Raw genomic sequence first — 15,478 nt, forward strand, 5'->3', positions numbered from 1 at the left:
GCTGCTAAGATATGGGAACTTTAATGGAGACCGTAGTCCCTTTGTTTATTTCCGAAGTTATGCTTATTTCGCCACTTATTTCATCTATTCGTGAATTCATATTCTTTAATCCGATACCCGATTTCGCCTTGTTCAAATCAAATCCGGAACCATCATCTTTAATAACCAGGCAAATTACATTATTTTTTAATTTAAAGCTAATTTTTATATGTTCGGCATTCGCGTGTTTATAGATATTATGCAGGGCCTCCTGGACCAATCTGTAGATATGGATCTTCTTTTTGTTCGATATCGCATCCCAGTTGATCACCTCATCATAATCTAAAGAATAGTTTAACCCATAGGCAATGCACTGGGTGTCCACTAAAGTTTTTAATAAATCAATAAAACCTGCTCCCGAGACAAAATCGGTGTTTAATTCATGGGACACCTTTCTGATGTCCTCCTCGATGGTCTTGAGTTCCTGAATGTACTGACTTCTGGTTTTAACCGCGTCTGGATTGGGGTTCATGTTCAAACTATCCAAACTCAACCGTGTCCCAAACAGGCGTCCCAGAACACCATCGTGCAGTTCTTTGGAAATGCGCTGTTTTTCGAGTGTTCTGGCCTCCTCAATACTTTCATTCTGTGAGAGCATCAGATTGTAAATTTCCTCATTGGCCTGTTGCTGCTCCTGTATAAACTGCAGTTCCTTATTCTTGTTGCGCTGCCGAATCACCAGGTAAAGCAACAGGGAGGCAATGATGACAATAATGGAAATGATCATCAACCACATGCGTTCCTTGGCAATCTGCCGGTTTTCCTGCTCCACGCGCTGGGTATCGAATCGAATCCTGGCAAATTTATCACGGATGGCGCGCTCTGCCTTTTGCAGGCTGTCATTTAATTTGATATAGGATTTTAAATAGGCAGCTGCCTTATCGCTGTCTTCAATCTCAGAGAGGATCAACAAAGACTTTAATAAGTCGTCATTATTGTATTTTTCGGAGATCTCCTTGGCTTTATACGCATAGTAAAGCGCAGAATCCTTTTGCTTTTTAAAGTGATAATATTCCGCTAAATGTTGGTGGATGACAATGGAGTGGTAATCCTGATTGGTACTATCGCAAATCTTTAACGCTTTTAGATAGAGTCCCGGTAATTGGTTAAACTCTTTATTGAGATACAGTGTATTGGCATAATTCCCTAATGCCGAAACGTATATATCCGGGTTATTTCGAATTAAATTTGAATTTGATAAAATTTTATCGAATTGTTCCTTAGCTAAATCGTATTTCCCAGCTTCAATATATACACCTCCCAAGTTATTTTCTGTATTACCAATACTTCTTTCATAATCACCTTCCAAATCTCGCTTTATTTCAAGAGATCTGTTATAATACTTCTCAGATTCCTCAAAATTACCGAGCTGATCAAAATTAATCCCTAAAGTATTATAAATATAGGCCTTATATCGATTGATCTCATTACTTTCATTGAATTCATTTAATAAGGTCAGAGACTCAATTGCTGTCACCTCACTACCCGTATAATCCTTATTATTTGATTGACATACGGCAATTCCATAAAGCGTCAGGGCCAATTCATACTTGAGATTATTTTTTCTGAATACCTTTTCTGCTGTTTGATAATAATAATAGGCGGTGTCACTCAGCAATGATTTACGATAGATTTCCCCAATTTTATAATACTCTTTGGCAATAAAAATGGAATCCGAAGATTTGCTTTTTGAAACACGGCCAAGGATGGAATCAATCTTACTGATATTTTGTTCCAATTGCGCATGCAAATTAACAACACTAAAAAAAAGTATGATATAGAGTGATTTAACCTTCAATTAAAGTGATTTACCTTCTTCACTTCCAAATGTATTTATAATTTTTGTAAAAACATTTTAAAACAAAAAAAACCCATACAATTAGTATGGGTGATAATTCTTATTATTAATATTAAACTATAAACTAGTCATGAATACGTCCGCCTGTATCCAATATTTCGATGGCGTCAGGAGAAATTAATACATCATCTTCATTTAAATCCTGTTTGGTACATGATGTCAGGGCTGCAGATAACACTGCGATAAGTAACGTTAGTTTTAAGGCTTTCATATTGATTCGATTTTAAGGTTATACAATTTTTCTCTATTTGTTTTAAAAAAATTTAAATACATGTCGTGATAAAGTGTCCGGATGTACCGGAAGCTTTAACGAGGGAAAAAATGGATCATTAACTTTAAAATCGAAGGCATAACAAGGCCCAGATTTCATTTTAAACTTGTGTTGAGGGAATTCGACCTTGCGGTCTAAAAAATGGATTAATACTTTTTACGGACTTGAGGGGAACATTGATTTATCCGTTAAGTGCTACTAAATTAGGTTAAAGTGCTTTCTGTATAACAAAAATTAGATGAAATGCACATTATATCGATGAAATGCAAATAATCGACGAACGTAGGGGTATTTAACTTACAGTTTTAAGGGTTGACTGGTTGTTTACCAAGGTGGTTTTTACAATTGTTGTTTTAAAATCCAATAACGCATCATGCTTTTTCTCCAATCGCTTGATCAGCAAATCTGCTGCACTGGCCCCAATTTGTTTAGCGTGCTGTCTGATGGTCGTGAGCTTTGGTATGGAAAGCTCCGATACCGATTGACTTGTAAATCCGATAACCGATATATCTTCAGGCACCTTTAACCCCAAATGCAAGGCCGTATTTATAGCGATGACCCCTGAGGAACTATCGGCAGACAATATGCCATCCACATCTCGATGTTCTTCAAAAAATGCCCTGATCTTCTGTTGGTAATCGTCGTCCTTTTTCATTTTCAATTCCAAAACATCTTGTTGACCATGTTCCAGAATGGCTTTTTTGTAGCCGTGACTCCTTAACTTCCCAACACTCAAATCGTCAACACTACTAAAAAAGGCGATTTTCTTTCGGTTTTCAGATAACAAACTTTTCACGGCCCTGTAGGTTACATCAAAATCATCAACAATAACTTTGTCACAAAACACATCATGCGCTACCCTGTCGAACATGACAATGGGTAAGCCTTGATTTATGGTCTTCTTAAAATGCTCGATTTCGTTTTTAATTTGTGTTTCCTCAGCAACACATAAAATAAAACCATCCACACTGCCATTGGCTAGAAGTTTTAAAGCTTCCTTTTCCTTTTCCAGAGACTCATTAGAAATGCAGGTCATGATATGATATCCTCTTTGGGTGGCCTCGCGCTCTATTCCAAATAATACTTTGGCCAAAAAGTGATTTAGAATATCCGGAATAATCACGCCTATGGTTTTGGTTTTATTTTGCTTGAGGCTAAGGGCTACCTTATTGGGTGAATAATTGTAGCGCTCGGCCAATTCCTTAACCCGTCGTACGGTTTCCTCTCCTATTTCTTCACTATTATTTAAAGCTTTCGAAACAGTAGAAATCGATACATTTAACTCTTGAGCCAGTTGTTTTAACGTAATCATATAATGACGCACTATTTTAACCGACGCAATTTACAAAATACATTTCTAATAATTCATTCTAAATATCTCCAACACTTTAATATACCATCCTCTGGCCCTGACGCTAAAAAATACTCATGCATCTTACTGTAATATTATTCCAGAACCGCATTAAAATGCCTAGAAATAACGTCGCATTTTCATTTGAACCAACAAGTCAATTTGTTGACCCTTTCAGGACATCCATTCCTCTTGGAGTGCTTTTAATTTGTACCATCATAAACCAATAACATATTTTAATCATGAGTACAAAAAAGAAAGTAGTCGTATTAATTAGTAAAGGCATGGATGACGAGAGAGCATCTGTAGCCTGGAGTATTGCCAATGGTGGTATTAAATCCGGATTAGAAGTCAGTATCTTTTTAGTGAGTTCCGGTGTGGACTGGGTAAGGAAAGGCGCCTATAATCATGCGCATCTCAACCCAAAAGACCCAAGCATGAAGGATATGATTGAAACCGTACTGCACAACCAGTGCAGAATTATGGTCTGTCCCCCCTGTTCGGCAGTAAGGGGTTACACTCCGGACGACCTTATAGATAACATTGAATTGGTGGGATCTACGGCATTACACCAACTCATTCTAGACGGTGCAGAGACCATTTCCATTTAATTTAATCATTGTACCATCTTAAAAAATTAAAATCATGGATGTTAAATATTCAAAAGAACGTATCGAACAAATCCCGGTCAAGCAGTTAAACACCATCATTGCTTCGGAAATCTACACCATTGTTGATGTAAGATCTCCACAGGGCATTGAAAGTCAAGGTGCCATACCTACGGCGATTAATAAACCCCTGGACGCCTTAAAACAGGAGATTGAAACGCGACATGGCCATCCGGATTCGGTATTTAATACTGAAGGACCTTTTTTGTTCTGCTGTACGGGTGGTGTGATGTCTTATATGGCGGCCATACATGCTCAAGAAAACGGCATTAAAGGGGTGTATAATTTAGAAGGTGGCCATTCCGCCTGGCTCAAATTACAAGAGGATTAAAATCAATTTGATAGCAATTCATTATGTTTTCTAAAAGACCAATGCTAGTTCCTGAAATACCTCACGACATCAGGAACTTGCATGATCGTTTTGTTTAACATCAATCCTTTAATTATGGAATTCATTATATCGATATTAACCGTTTATGGCATGTCTGCCATTGTAACCCAAGGTAAAATATTTGAGCCTTTAAGAGATTTTACCGAGAAACACAGTCCCAATTTCTGGAAATACCTAACCAGTTGTATGCAGTGCCTCCCGTTTTGGGTCGGTATTTTAGTGTCCTTGCTTACGCAAGAACCCATTATGGTAAACCAAGAGTATCTACCAAACTTCCTAAATATCCTTTTTACTTACTTGTTTTCAGGAGCACTGTATAGTGGTACGACCATGTTTATCCATACAGTGTTTGTCCATTTAAAAGGGGACAAATAGGAGTCTGACCAGAATAGGAAAGTAAAAAGATGGAATCGTATTTTAAAAATTACTTTAATTAACCTTTATGGATTGGGTTTTACGTTGTCTCCAACTATTTGGAGTTAGTCCATATTCCTGTTTAAAACTTCTATTAAAATGGGAATCGCTCTCAAAACCGCAATCGTAACATATTTGCTGTATGGTAAAATCGGTGGTTACCATAAGTTCACGAGCCAGTTCAAGTCTTTTCGCCAATAGCCATTTAGCCGGTGTTGTATGGTAAGCCTTTTTAAAATAACGCTTAAAGGAGGACAGGCTTTTTCCACAAAGCCTGGCAAATTCTTCTACCTTCAGGTTATAGAAATATTGTTCTTCCATAATCTTTTCGATCGTGTATCCTGAGTGGAGCGATAAGGTGTAGAGCACATTTTTTATTTCCGTGTTTTGGTTATCCAAACAAATATTTAAGAGCATTTCCCTAAATTTCAGCTCAATGATTTTCTGAGGTATCTTACTGGGCAGCTTTAAATATGAAAAAAACGAATGGTACAGTGCCTGTAAACTTTCATTAACGTTTATTCGATATACAACATCGGGATGCTCTACCTTTTTAAATGTAGCGATTTCGTTGCCAATATCATTTTCCATACAACGCTTAATGAAATCATCCTTCATAAAAAACATGAGGACACAAAAGCTGTCTTCAAAGTATTGCTGGTTTTTAAACGCCCCTTTCCTCACAAATATCGACTGGTTTTCTTTCACTAAAAAATCTGCAGAAGGTGTAATCCACTTCTTCTGTCCATTAAGTACATATACGATACTATGGCATTCCGACCAAGCGTCGAAAAGCTCTTCTTTAATTGGACATTTAAACTCGACAATTAAATAATCTTCCCCTATTATTTTATGATAGCCAGGAGTCTCAAGAAAATGTTTATAGGAATCGAACATAATAGTACTGGTGTTCGTTAGTAACTTACAAGATACAAAATTCTGGATTTTATATATATTGGTAAGGTTACAAAACAAAAAAATGACTCGATATAGGCCGGTATCTCAATACTAACAAATCTGTACGTACCGTCACACATTAAACGCTCTATTTATACAGAATATTCGCTTCAACATAATCCAATATTTGAATAGATCCATTTAATAGAACTGTTACTCATCATGGTTCAATGGTGAACGAGAAGGGACTTAAAAGGCTTATATTACATACTGATATGTTAAGATCAACCGATATTAATCCATTTATTCGTAGATTTATATTGACCGTTCCATACTATTCTAAACAATAAAAAACTTAAATGAAATCTTACCTCAGTTTATTCAGTCTTTTTTTTCTACTCGTTGCTTGCATACACAACAATAAGGACGGTAAAACACCTGAAATGGTTGTAAAAACCACTGGCAGGTCTACCCCTATCAAACTTTATCTCACATCCAATGCAATTGTCGTTTTAGATGAGCTCATCCCCTTGCTTCCATTTGCACCAAGCGGTCGGTCCATAGGGTACATTACCACTGCCGGATATAATGCTCCTTGGGTATTTGAAAATATTAAAAAAATAGAAGAATCAGGTTTTGCCGTTAAACCCATAGACTTGTCCATATTATCAGAAAATGACCTTGACGAGGCCTTTAAGGATTGTGATATTATTTGGGTAGGTGGCGGCAATACCTTCTATCTGTTACAAGAAGTCAGACGATCTGGATTTGACAAGTTTTTAATTGAAAAAATACATCAAGGGGTTCCTTATGTAGGAACAAGTGCCGGTTCCATACTCATGGGTCCAAACATTGAACTTGTTAAATTTGCTGATAACCCTTTGGAAGCACCAAATTTAAAATCTTATCGGGGTTTACATGTTTTCCCCTTGGTCCCGTTAGCCCATTACGACCATCCGGATTATAAGGCAGTGTATAAAGACATCCTGAATTTTGCCCTTGAACAAAATATACCCGTGGTTTCCTTAAAAGAAAACCAGTTCATTATGGTTGAAGGCGCACAATGGGAAATCATAAATTCAGATTTGCCTTAAAATCAGAACAAAACGCCTTACTCATTCTTAATTTTGTAACGATTACGAATAAAGTCTCTTTTACCTAAAGACTTGAAGAAAAAGGACTTGATTGCGGTAGATTCATGATTGCTATGAGCTTTCTAAACCGAATGTCATCATGGAGAAACTGAAACGGATAAAGAAAAGTTATTTCCGGAGAAATCTTTTTTGTTTCCATTTGACGTTCTATCAATCCTAAAACTTTTTCTTTATCTTTTAATATAGCTGAAACTAAAAGTTTACTAAAATCCTTCCTTGGAATAAGATTAAAGCTTAGATTTTATGGGCTTAAACCAGGGGATTCTAATTAAAAAAATGCTTTATAGAAAAAAAGGGGAAACCAGTCCATTTAAAATGTTATGTCGCAATAATGGGCATCGCAACCTGGATTATGAGGTTCCATCAGGAGGAAAAAATATAAAAATCAAACGCTATAACCCCAACTCTAATTTAATTTGATTAATCAATAATACCGGTATACCATCACTTTATGGCTTGGATTACATTTATATTTTTCCGAATAAATTCGCTATATTTGAGTATCTTTTTAAAAATAGGCCCCTGACTATTCATGTGTCGAACTAAGTATGGGGGTAAGCTCTATTTCAGTTGACTGTCTTCATATTTAAAATTAGGTCTTACACTTAGTTAAGCGTTATTGTGTTTAATCATTAAAGACCTGAGTATCTGTTTTTTAAGATTACATAACATTATTTACAAGCTAACGTATCTAAAGTATTGAGTACAATGAATTCCATAAATGACTCTTCCGCCGAACCAACGCTCCTTTTCATTCCTGATATAAGTGGGTTTACCAAATTTGTACATAGTACCGAAATATCCCATAGTGAACACATTATTAAAGAACTTCTAGAAACCCTTATCGATGCCAACGAAATGAATCTTCAAATTTCGGAAGTTGAGGGAGATGCTATCCTTTTTTACAGAAAGGGTAAAAAGCCTACGGCCGCTGAAACTTTGGCACAAGTGCAAAGAATGTACATTAAATTTCACGCGTGTTTGAGAAAATATGAATCCCAAAGAATTTGCCAATGTGGCGCTTGTGCGGAATCTAAAGGCCTGAATTTAAAATTCATTATCCATTATGGTGATATATCCATTAATCAAGTAAAGAATAGATCTAAGCTCTTTGGCAAGGATGTGATAGTAGCCCACCGTTTAATGAAAAATGATATCCCCTTAAAAGAATATGTTTTAATCACCAATCAACTTATTAATTCATGTTCCTCTTGGGTAGAAATTGAACAAGTTGGCTGGGAAAAACCAAGTCACGGGAAGGGAAGTTACGACTTTGGTCAAATTAAATTTTGTTATTTACCGTTAGCTCCCCTGGAATCACATATCCCACAACCAACTATAGAAGATTATGCTCCTGAACCCCATATGAGTAAAATTCTTTCGGCTGAGGCCGTAATAAATGCGCCCCTTGAATTGGTATTTGATGTGGTTTCAGATGTTAATGCGAAGCACCTATGGGTACATAATGTGAAAGGAAGTGATCAAACAAACGGTGATATCGTTAAAAATGGAAGCACCCACAGATGTATTATGAATGATGACGAAAGTGATCCTTTTTTTACGTCACACAGTTTTAATATAACTAAAGACTTTATTACCTGGATAGACACTAACCATACCGACAACGCCAATATGGTAGTAACCTTAAGGCGAATTGGAAATCGTTTAACAAGAACCAATTTAACCATCTTAAAAAAATTAAATCCAATTAAAAAATTACTTTTTAATGTATTTATGAAAAAAGGTTTTGTTCAATTCTATAATACGTCGTTGGTGAAACTTGATAATTACTGCCAGGACTTGCAAAAAAAAGGACAGCAACATTCTTCAGGTATTTTACTGGAACCTGATAAAAAAGCTGTGGCTTAAATAGGATTTTGACACCACTTTGCCCTTATGTCAAGTTATGTACTTTTACCTCTCATTTTTATGATTCTTATGTTGGTCACCTGAGCTTACGACACTTTGTTCTTATGGTTTAGCCCAACAATGACCCTAATTCCAAAAATCATGCGTAGGAAATTGCTAATACATAGACCTTAAATAAAAACGGAGCATTCCTGTTTTTTAACTCCATTTTACTTAAATATCGCCAAAAGGGTAATACCATAAATCCGCTTAAGTCATCTTTTAAAGGTTGAACCATGACGTGTTAAAGACAGGACAAAAAGGGCTTTTATAGGTTAAGAAACTAATAATCCTTTGTTTGGATAGGGAAACAATCTTATGTTACCATTAAGGGAGTAGGGGAAAGTTATGATACTTTTAAAAAAATGAGGTGTCTATTGATCTAAAAACAAACAACTGGCACTTCTTCATTGATTATCAAACAAATTAAAATTTTGTATATTGAAGGATAATCAACCAACACTCCATTATGAGAACTATAAAAATTAAGACTGCCCTTAAATCGGTATTATTCATTTCATTATTTCAACTAAACTTTGTTCTTGCACAAGACAATACCCACGAAATGGCAGAATTATCCATCTCTAAAACCCATCAAGACGAAAGTCTTATGTGGCATGCTGCCCCGGATTTTTTTCCTGATTGTTCTTTTACAATTCTCCACGGAGAAATGACCCAACCTAACCTGGATTTATATTTTAAAATTGAATCGAATACCGAGGTGGTTAATCATACGCATAAATCCCCGGAACGGATGATATTAATGAGCGGTGATCTTGAGGTACAATATGAAGGAGAAGATCCCGTGGTCGTCAAGGCCGGGTCTTATTTATACGGCCCCGCGGGAAAACCACATCGTGCAAAGTGTCTTGATAATGGACCTTGCGTTCTATTTATAGCCTTGGTTGACACCTTTGATGCCGTAGTCGTAAAGGAATAAATTCATAAGGGTAAACCAGAACATAGGTATTTCTTATTCGTTTAAATAGCCTTATCTAGTCCTTATTCATGTTCTTTTGATGAGCCATACGACGTTTTATTTCGTTAATGGGTTGTCATCCTTATCTAAAGTTGTATGGAGTACGATCTGGTGTAATTCTGGTGGGTTTAAACACCAGAATTACAATTAATCAAAGGCTTATGTGGAACCTGCAGAAAAGTTAAAAAAATATGCCAGTCCCCAAAGTGATCATGGAAAAGCGCTGTGAGCCAATTTTAAGACCTTGATACCCCCCAATAACTTTAAATTGACGAATATGGTAGTTTAACATCAAGTTGAGTGTATTCACGGTTTCCGAATTTATAAACGTTTGTTTAAAAATAACTATAAGACTCAACGGTTTGGCAAAAAACAGTTCTGCGCCCAAACCATACATAAATCCAAATTGATCCACCATACCATCAACATAGGTGGTCCCAATACCCCACCAGGCATCCAGTTTCTCGGTACGAACGCGATAATATTTTACAAGCATGTTGTAAAAGGCCAAATTATCATTGCCGAAATTGAAATTTCTTTCCCATAACTGGTGGTAGTCCAATTCAACACCCAATCGTTTAATAAATCGCATTTCCAAAGCTAAATTCATGCCTTTCAAAGCGTTGTTTTCGGAAATATATCGGCTGGAAAGTTCTGTCCTAAAGGTGCTATAATTTTCATCCAGGTTATAACTGTAACTCCCCTTGTTAGATTTATTATAAGGATGCCTGGTTAAAGAGGCACGACTGCCACGATGTTCACCTTCAAATGGCGATTCAATTAGGGTATAATAACTCACATATAACAAGGCTTCTGCAATTACTTCAGCAAAGGTCCCTACAAAAAAGTCATTGCCTTCACCATCCCAGTCCTCCTGGTCATTTGAAGTCGCCTGTTCATCCTTATTTTCAAGGCTGTTTTCTGCTTTCCCAATTTTGGTTTGTGCATAACTTGCATTAGTTATAAGGCATATAAACGAAAAGCAAATTATAAAATGTTTCATGTTCTATTCCTTTAAAGGCGTTTGCAGCCCAAATAGTATTCTGATATTTTTTTACGGCATATGTTAAAGGTATTTATATTATATCATTTTCATGTCCTAAAATTTCTTTTATGTAAAAATTTGGACACTTAATCCATAACACCTGGGAATGAGTCATTGCCTTTTCATGAATTTAAATCATGTAATATCTTTTAACGGCAAGAAATGCACCCCTTATAGGAATAGCCAATTAGGACTCCAAATAAGGACTAATTTTCTACTTGTATAGAAACCTATTGCAGACATTACATCACTTGAGGTAAACCCTCAATACCAAAGAAGATAGAAGAAAGAGATTTAAAAATTACAAGTTGAATTCCATTTTGAGTATCTTATTTATGGAGCTGTTTTGAAATTAATTTGTAGATTTATAATCATCCTATAAAGCTGTATTTTAATTATTCCATGATTAAAATCATTCTTTTAATTTTATTAGGCGTTTTTTTTATTCTTAATGGCATAAGTCATTTAATCAACGCCGAAATTTATGAGGCGTATTCTGCAAGACGCGCCTTAATTGCTCCAAAATTCATGGTTAAAGTTAGTGGTATTCTACTCATCTTCGGTGGTTTGTCGCTAGCTTCCGGATATTTCATGATAATAGGAATTATTGGCCTATCCCTATTTTTAATTGTTGCCTCCCTTACCATACACCAGTTTTGGAAGGAGAAAGGGAAAGAAAAAAAATTATTGGAAGGCATGCACTTTGCAAAGAATATGGCCATTTTAACTGAATTAATCTATATTGCTTATACCTAAAATGGTTGGAGCATAACATGTTGTAGAACGCGTTCAGTATTCCTAATTCCCTCATCAGGATCTCTTTTACAAGATAAAGTTTCATCGGAGCTATCCCAGGACCACCTTTGAACTGGCTTATTTTCCATATCAATATGTCCGGGATTATCAAGTATCTTAAAAAAGGAAAACTCAATTTATTTGTATTTAAATAACTTACCTTTAAGCTGAATAATATTCTAAATTTATTACTATGAAAGCTTTTAGAAACATATTACGCATTGTTACCTCAGTGGCAGCACTTTTTTACTTTTTGATTTTTGTTGATGAAGCCTTTCCTCCATACGATTCTGATATGAGAGAATCTAATTTTGGGATTGTCATGGTATTTGTTCTTTTTCTTTGGTTTTCCATTGGATATTACTACTTATGGAAAAATGAAAAATTGGCAGGGCTTATTTTAGCCTCATGGTGGATTGGTCTTTTTCTTACCGCTTGGTTAGTTTGGGAATATGGTAATGTGACTGTAATTCTCGGATTTCCAATATTTATATTAGGCCTTCTCTTGTTACTATATTCTAAAATGAAAAATGATTGATGTGAACCTTGCTAGGGTTGCAATCATCAAAATGTACAGGGAGCCTCAAAATGATCTATTGACATAACAGACTGCAAAAGCTTTTTGTTGGTTATTACAATACCGGATTATCCTATCAATGCCATTTAATCTGTTATTTTGACTCTAAATTAACCACTATTTTTGTTATATTTAATGCAGCCCCTATATATCCCTTATATAGGAAATGAAATATAATAAGGCCAACAATCTTACCCCGGTTAAAGTAAAGGACAGAATATTAGCCCTAGACGTCATACGCGGGTTTGCCTTACTGGGTATACTCTTTGTCAATATATTAGACTTTAGCGGCATACAATTTCTAAAACAAAGGGATCCTTCAATTGATCAATCCGCTTTATATGAGGTAGTGGAAATCTTTTTTAGGGGGAAATTTATTTGCTTATTTTCAATTTTATTCGGTATTGGTTTTGCCATGCAAATATCTAAATTTATAAAATTCGGTGGCTTTAAAAGGTTTTATATAAGACGTATGGTTGTTTTATTTCTGTTTGGCCTACTACATTTAATTCTTGATCCTTTGGAAGTTTTGAATATTTATGCCGTTTGCGGCGTATTGCTGTTATTCATTAGGAAGATCCCACATAACATCATATTGGTTATTGCTTTGGTTATCATGGCTTTACCATATTTGCAATTGACCATGTCCAGTTTACGGGATTCCACATTAAGTCTTGAACAAAATGATAGTTTTATATCTGAACAATTAAAGAACTCAGCGCCTTTTGATTATGAGGTCTCTGAAATAGGCTGGAATTTATATACCAGCGATATCGCTGCTGCGATGTATTCGAAAAAGAACTTTTTAGAGATTATGACATTTAATATGGATTATGCTTTGATGAGACGTACGTCCTCATGGATCAATTGGTTGTGGTTTATGGCTGTTCTTCCCTATATGCTGATTGGCTTTATCTTGGCAAAGCTAAAACTATTCGAAAACCAAGAGACATATAGGTCTGTTTTTAAAACAGTCGTTTTAATTGGGCTTGGTTTTGGCATTTTGTGCCCCTGGATTAATGACTTTTTAATAACAAAGGTTTACACAAATGGATGGAGTCCTTGGTTTAGTTTTATCGGCGCTTTAATTTCAACCGTTTCTATTGTGATGACAGCCTTGGCATATGGCTCTGGCATAATGCTTTTATTACAAATATCATTTTGGAGGAATGTACTTTCGCCGTTAAAATATTATAGCCGAATGGCACTTACAAATTACATATTGCAGACTATAATATGCATTGGCCTGTTTTACCATTTTGGATTTGATCTTTTTGGAAAGCTTAAGCTTGGATCTGTGATTTTCATGGCCGTTGGCATTCATCTGGTACTTGGTGCAATAAGTTCCATTTGGCTTAAAAAAAACAGATATGGTCCATTAGAAGGGTTATGGAGATATTTAACCTATTGGAACATATAATGGCTATGATTGATTACCTAAAAGCCTCTGCTAACAGGGAAGGCTTTGGTTTAGATGAAAATTCATGAACTCTCGAGGCCAACACCTTTAAAAGGAGCATAGCCTAAACCCCAAATAATAAAACAGCCTAATGACATTAATCGATGTTCTAACCTTTCCCTTTATTCTTGTGTTTATTCCCTTTGGGCCTACCTGATTTTGAACTTGCAATATTTTTTAATTGGTGAAATTCTTGAGAACCGGGTCTTATGCCAAACTGTTTGGCGATTACTCCCCAGCCCTTAGATTTTTTTGTTCGATAAATCGATAATACCTCATCTAAAGATACTTTTACGATACGAGAAATTTCCAGAGATAAAAATATTTCTCCTGGGGCCATATGTAAATCCAAGCTCATATAATTAAGTTGTCTATCTGAAATATCATAAGATAATTTGATATCTGTCTCAAAAGCATGACTATTTTTACGAGCCTGGGTATTTATACTATTTAAATCGGAATCCAGCTGGACACTTCCTGTATTAAAGGCCATCTGGCCTGAAACTAGATAAAAATTAAAGATAAAGACGAAAAAAAGTAAAGGTTTCATGGTTTCGATTTGGGTTAACACCTAATAATGTACGATTATATTGGGATTTTAGTTCATAGGCCAAATATATTTTTTTCATAATTTGGACTCGGCTTTTGGAAACTGTTACCCTTTTGAGATGGTAGTTGATCCAATAAAAAGACCACTAAAACAGGTGAAACCCCATCGAACTAAAAAGCATCTCCATATGATGTGAGGGAAAAAAGGATTTTCTTTTGGCATTCCTGTATCGTATTAAAGTATGTAGTACTATTCTTTGATGATTTTTTTAAAACCTGATTTTCCGTTAGACGTCAATCTAAGCACATACATTCCTGATGAAAGATCTTTAAGATTCAATTCATTAACAATGCTACTAATTTCAGCTGTTTTAACTAATTTCCCGGAAAAATCAAATATTTCAGCAAATCCACCAAATATATCATTTGGTAAATTTATAGTTAGATTATCTCTTGTGGGATTTGGAAAGACTTTAAATGCCAAGCTATTATGTTCATCAAGACCTAAAGTCGATGGAACTACAACTTCAGAGGTTGTAACGACCTGATCACCGCCTGTTCCGCTTCCATTTGCGGCCACTACTGCAGCATAAAAAGTGATATCTCCTTCATCAACTGTAGGAGCGGTCCAGTTAAAACTCCACTCATTAGAATTTTCATTGCTATGCGTAACAGAACCTCCGGAAGTAATTATTTTGGGAGAACCCATTGCCCCTGTTATGTTGTAGGTGCCTACTTTAATTCCACCGGCTTTTTCTGCAGTTAATTCGAAGCCCCAACCACTTGCACCTGAACTGCTTGTTAAAACGTTTATAATATACGTTTCTCCTAAAACATAACCAGTAATAGGTATGTTAGTGGTTATTGAAGCATTTAAACCAAAATTTCCGGGGTTACTGCTATGGCAATCTGTGCAATCAAAAAATCCATCACCAGGTGATCCTGTATAATTGCCCGGAGAACCGGATGATCTCAAAAAACTTGAACTTTCTATGGAAGCTATGGGTTCATAGATTGATTTACTAATTTCAATATAACTCATTAAAGCCAAGGAGCTCATAATAGTTAAAGTAAAATAAAATAGTGAGGTAATTTTTTTCATGACGGATACTTTTTGGTATTG

Annotated in this window: 16 protein-coding genes; 9 read left to right on the forward strand and 7 right to left on the reverse strand. The window is 35.7% G+C overall.

The window, feature by feature from the left end; genetic code table 11:
* Window positions 1-4: 4 nt before the first annotated feature.
* The 3 genes from MR054_RS02600 to MR054_RS02610 form a co-directional block, all read right to left on the reverse strand.
* Complete coding sequence (locus MR054_RS02600; RefSeq protein ID WP_242155895.1) at window positions 5-1,837, reverse strand: tetratricopeptide repeat-containing sensor histidine kinase; 1,833 nt, start codon at window positions 1,835-1,837, stop codon at window positions 5-7.
* A gap of 124 nt (window positions 1,838-1,961) precedes the next feature.
* Complete coding sequence (locus MR054_RS02605) at window positions 1,962-2,108, reverse strand: hypothetical protein (RefSeq protein ID WP_242155897.1); 147 nt, start codon at window positions 2,106-2,108, stop codon at window positions 1,962-1,964.
* Window positions 2,109-2,460: 352 nt separating this feature from the next.
* The gene (locus MR054_RS02610; protein ID WP_242084289.1) at window positions 2,461-3,480 is read right to left on the reverse strand and encodes a LacI family DNA-binding transcriptional regulator; all 1,020 of its coding nucleotides are present in this window, start codon (window positions 3,478-3,480) and stop codon (window positions 2,461-2,463) included.
* Between the two features lie 281 nt (window positions 3,481-3,761).
* Here MR054_RS02610 and MR054_RS02615 point away from each other — a divergent pair, with 281 nt between their 5' ends.
* The 3 genes from MR054_RS02615 (at window position 3,762) to MR054_RS02625 (ending at window position 4,953) form a co-directional block, all read left to right on the forward strand.
* A complete protein-coding gene (locus tag MR054_RS02615) occupies window positions 3,762-4,130 on the forward strand; it encodes a DsrE family protein (RefSeq protein ID WP_242155899.1) in 369 nt (122 codons plus the stop codon).
* 34 nt (window positions 4,131-4,164) lie between these two features.
* Window positions 4,165-4,518, forward strand: a complete 354-nt coding sequence (locus tag MR054_RS02620; RefSeq protein WP_242155901.1) for a rhodanese-like domain-containing protein — start codon at window positions 4,165-4,167, stop codon at window positions 4,516-4,518.
* 114 nt (window positions 4,519-4,632) lie between these two features.
* Window positions 4,633-4,953: a hypothetical protein gene (locus MR054_RS02625; protein ID WP_242155903.1), complete on the forward strand. Its 321-nt coding sequence runs from the start codon at window positions 4,633-4,635 to the stop codon at window positions 4,951-4,953.
* 54 nt (window positions 4,954-5,007) lie between these two features.
* Here MR054_RS02625 and MR054_RS02630 read toward each other — a convergent pair whose 3' ends face one another.
* A complete protein-coding gene (locus tag MR054_RS02630; protein WP_242155905.1) occupies window positions 5,008-5,889 on the reverse strand; it encodes a helix-turn-helix domain-containing protein in 882 nt (293 codons plus the stop codon).
* 359 nt (window positions 5,890-6,248) lie between these two features.
* Here MR054_RS02630 and MR054_RS02635 point away from each other — a divergent pair, with 359 nt between their 5' ends.
* The 3 genes from MR054_RS02635 to MR054_RS02645 all read left to right on the forward strand — a co-directional run bounded on the left by MR054_RS02635 (window position 6,249) and on the right by MR054_RS02645 (window position 9,891).
* Complete coding sequence (locus MR054_RS02635) at window positions 6,249-6,983, forward strand: Type 1 glutamine amidotransferase-like domain-containing protein (protein WP_242155907.1); 735 nt, start codon at window positions 6,249-6,251, stop codon at window positions 6,981-6,983.
* A 768-nt stretch (window positions 6,984-7,751) separates the two neighbouring features.
* Window positions 7,752-8,912, forward strand: coding sequence for a DUF2652 domain-containing protein (locus MR054_RS02640; protein ID WP_242155908.1), 1,161 nt, complete (start codon window positions 7,752-7,754; stop codon window positions 8,910-8,912).
* Between the two features lie 508 nt (window positions 8,913-9,420).
* Window positions 9,421-9,891 (forward strand): cupin domain-containing protein, encoded by a 471-nt coding sequence (locus tag MR054_RS02645; protein WP_242155910.1) that lies wholly within the window; start codon window positions 9,421-9,423, stop codon window positions 9,889-9,891.
* A gap of 220 nt (window positions 9,892-10,111) precedes the next feature.
* Here MR054_RS02645 and MR054_RS02650 read toward each other — a convergent pair whose 3' ends face one another.
* Window positions 10,112-10,933 (reverse strand): hypothetical protein, encoded by an 822-nt coding sequence (locus MR054_RS02650; protein ID WP_242155912.1) that lies wholly within the window; start codon window positions 10,931-10,933, stop codon window positions 10,112-10,114.
* Between the two features lie 444 nt (window positions 10,934-11,377).
* Here MR054_RS02650 and MR054_RS02655 point away from each other — a divergent pair, with 444 nt between their 5' ends.
* The 3 genes from MR054_RS02655 (at window position 11,378) to MR054_RS02665 (ending at window position 13,767) form a co-directional block, all read left to right on the forward strand.
* Window positions 11,378-11,731 carry a DoxX family membrane protein gene (locus MR054_RS02655; RefSeq protein ID WP_242155914.1) on the forward strand — a complete coding sequence of 118 codons (354 nt, stop codon included), beginning with the start codon at window positions 11,378-11,380 and terminating at the stop codon, window positions 11,729-11,731.
* A gap of 232 nt (window positions 11,732-11,963) precedes the next feature.
* Window positions 11,964-12,308 (forward strand): hypothetical protein, encoded by a 345-nt coding sequence (locus MR054_RS02660; RefSeq protein WP_242155923.1) that lies wholly within the window; start codon window positions 11,964-11,966, stop codon window positions 12,306-12,308.
* A 205-nt stretch (window positions 12,309-12,513) separates the two neighbouring features.
* The gene (locus MR054_RS02665; RefSeq protein ID WP_242155925.1) at window positions 12,514-13,767 is read left to right on the forward strand and encodes a DUF418 domain-containing protein; all 1,254 of its coding nucleotides are present in this window, start codon (window positions 12,514-12,516) and stop codon (window positions 13,765-13,767) included.
* A gap of 148 nt (window positions 13,768-13,915) precedes the next feature.
* Here MR054_RS02665 and MR054_RS02670 read toward each other — a convergent pair whose 3' ends face one another.
* Together MR054_RS02670 and MR054_RS02675 are read right to left on the reverse strand one after the other, a co-directional pair.
* Window positions 13,916-14,356 carry a hypothetical protein gene (locus tag MR054_RS02670; protein ID WP_242155927.1) on the reverse strand — a complete coding sequence of 147 codons (441 nt, stop codon included), beginning with the start codon at window positions 14,354-14,356 and terminating at the stop codon, window positions 13,916-13,918.
* 249 nt (window positions 14,357-14,605) lie between these two features.
* Complete coding sequence (locus MR054_RS02675) at window positions 14,606-15,457, reverse strand: choice-of-anchor V domain-containing protein (protein ID WP_242155936.1); 852 nt, start codon at window positions 15,455-15,457, stop codon at window positions 14,606-14,608.
* Between the last annotated feature and the right edge of the window lie 21 nt (window positions 15,458-15,478).

This window comes from Aestuariivivens sediminis (assembly GCF_022662105.1).
In the GTDB taxonomy this organism is placed as follows: domain Bacteria; phylum Bacteroidota; class Bacteroidia; order Flavobacteriales; family Flavobacteriaceae; genus Aestuariivivens; species Aestuariivivens sediminis.

Bases quoted from the DNA above. Each gene is read 5' to 3' on its own strand.
- MR054_RS02610 (WP_242084289.1), bottom strand. From the start codon at position 3,480: ATGATTACGTTAAAACAACTGGCTCAAGAGTTAAATGTATCGATTTCT.
- MR054_RS02660 (WP_242155923.1), top strand. From the start codon at position 11,964: ATGAAAGCTTTTAGAAACATATTACGCATTGTTACCTCAGTGGCAGCA.
- MR054_RS02615 (WP_242155899.1), top strand. From the start codon at position 3,762: ATGAGTACAAAAAAGAAAGTAGTCGTATTAATTAGTAAAGGCATGGAT.
- MR054_RS02640 (WP_242155908.1), top strand. From the start codon at position 7,752: ATGAATTCCATAAATGACTCTTCCGCCGAACCAACGCTCCTTTTCATT.
- MR054_RS02620 (WP_242155901.1), top strand. From the start codon at position 4,165: ATGGATGTTAAATATTCAAAAGAACGTATCGAACAAATCCCGGTCAAG.
- MR054_RS02625 (WP_242155903.1), top strand. From the start codon at position 4,633: ATGGAATTCATTATATCGATATTAACCGTTTATGGCATGTCTGCCATT.
- MR054_RS02630 (WP_242155905.1), bottom strand. From the start codon at position 5,889: ATGTTCGATTCCTATAAACATTTTCTTGAGACTCCTGGCTATCATAAA.
- MR054_RS02655 (WP_242155914.1), top strand. From the start codon at position 11,378: ATGATTAAAATCATTCTTTTAATTTTATTAGGCGTTTTTTTTATTCTT.
- MR054_RS02665 (WP_242155925.1), top strand. From the start codon at position 12,514: ATGAAATATAATAAGGCCAACAATCTTACCCCGGTTAAAGTAAAGGAC.
- MR054_RS02675 (WP_242155936.1), bottom strand. From the start codon at position 15,457: ATGAAAAAAATTACCTCACTATTTTATTTTACTTTAACTATTATGAGC.
- MR054_RS02650 (WP_242155912.1), bottom strand. From the start codon at position 10,933: ATGAAACATTTTATAATTTGCTTTTCGTTTATATGCCTTATAACTAAT.
- MR054_RS02670 (WP_242155927.1), bottom strand. From the start codon at position 14,356: ATGAAACCTTTACTTTTTTTCGTCTTTATCTTTAATTTTTATCTAGTT.
- MR054_RS02635 (WP_242155907.1), top strand. From the start codon at position 6,249: ATGAAATCTTACCTCAGTTTATTCAGTCTTTTTTTTCTACTCGTTGCT.
- MR054_RS02645 (WP_242155910.1), top strand. From the start codon at position 9,421: ATGAGAACTATAAAAATTAAGACTGCCCTTAAATCGGTATTATTCATT.
- MR054_RS02605 (WP_242155897.1), bottom strand. From the start codon at position 2,108: ATGAAAGCCTTAAAACTAACGTTACTTATCGCAGTGTTATCTGCAGCC.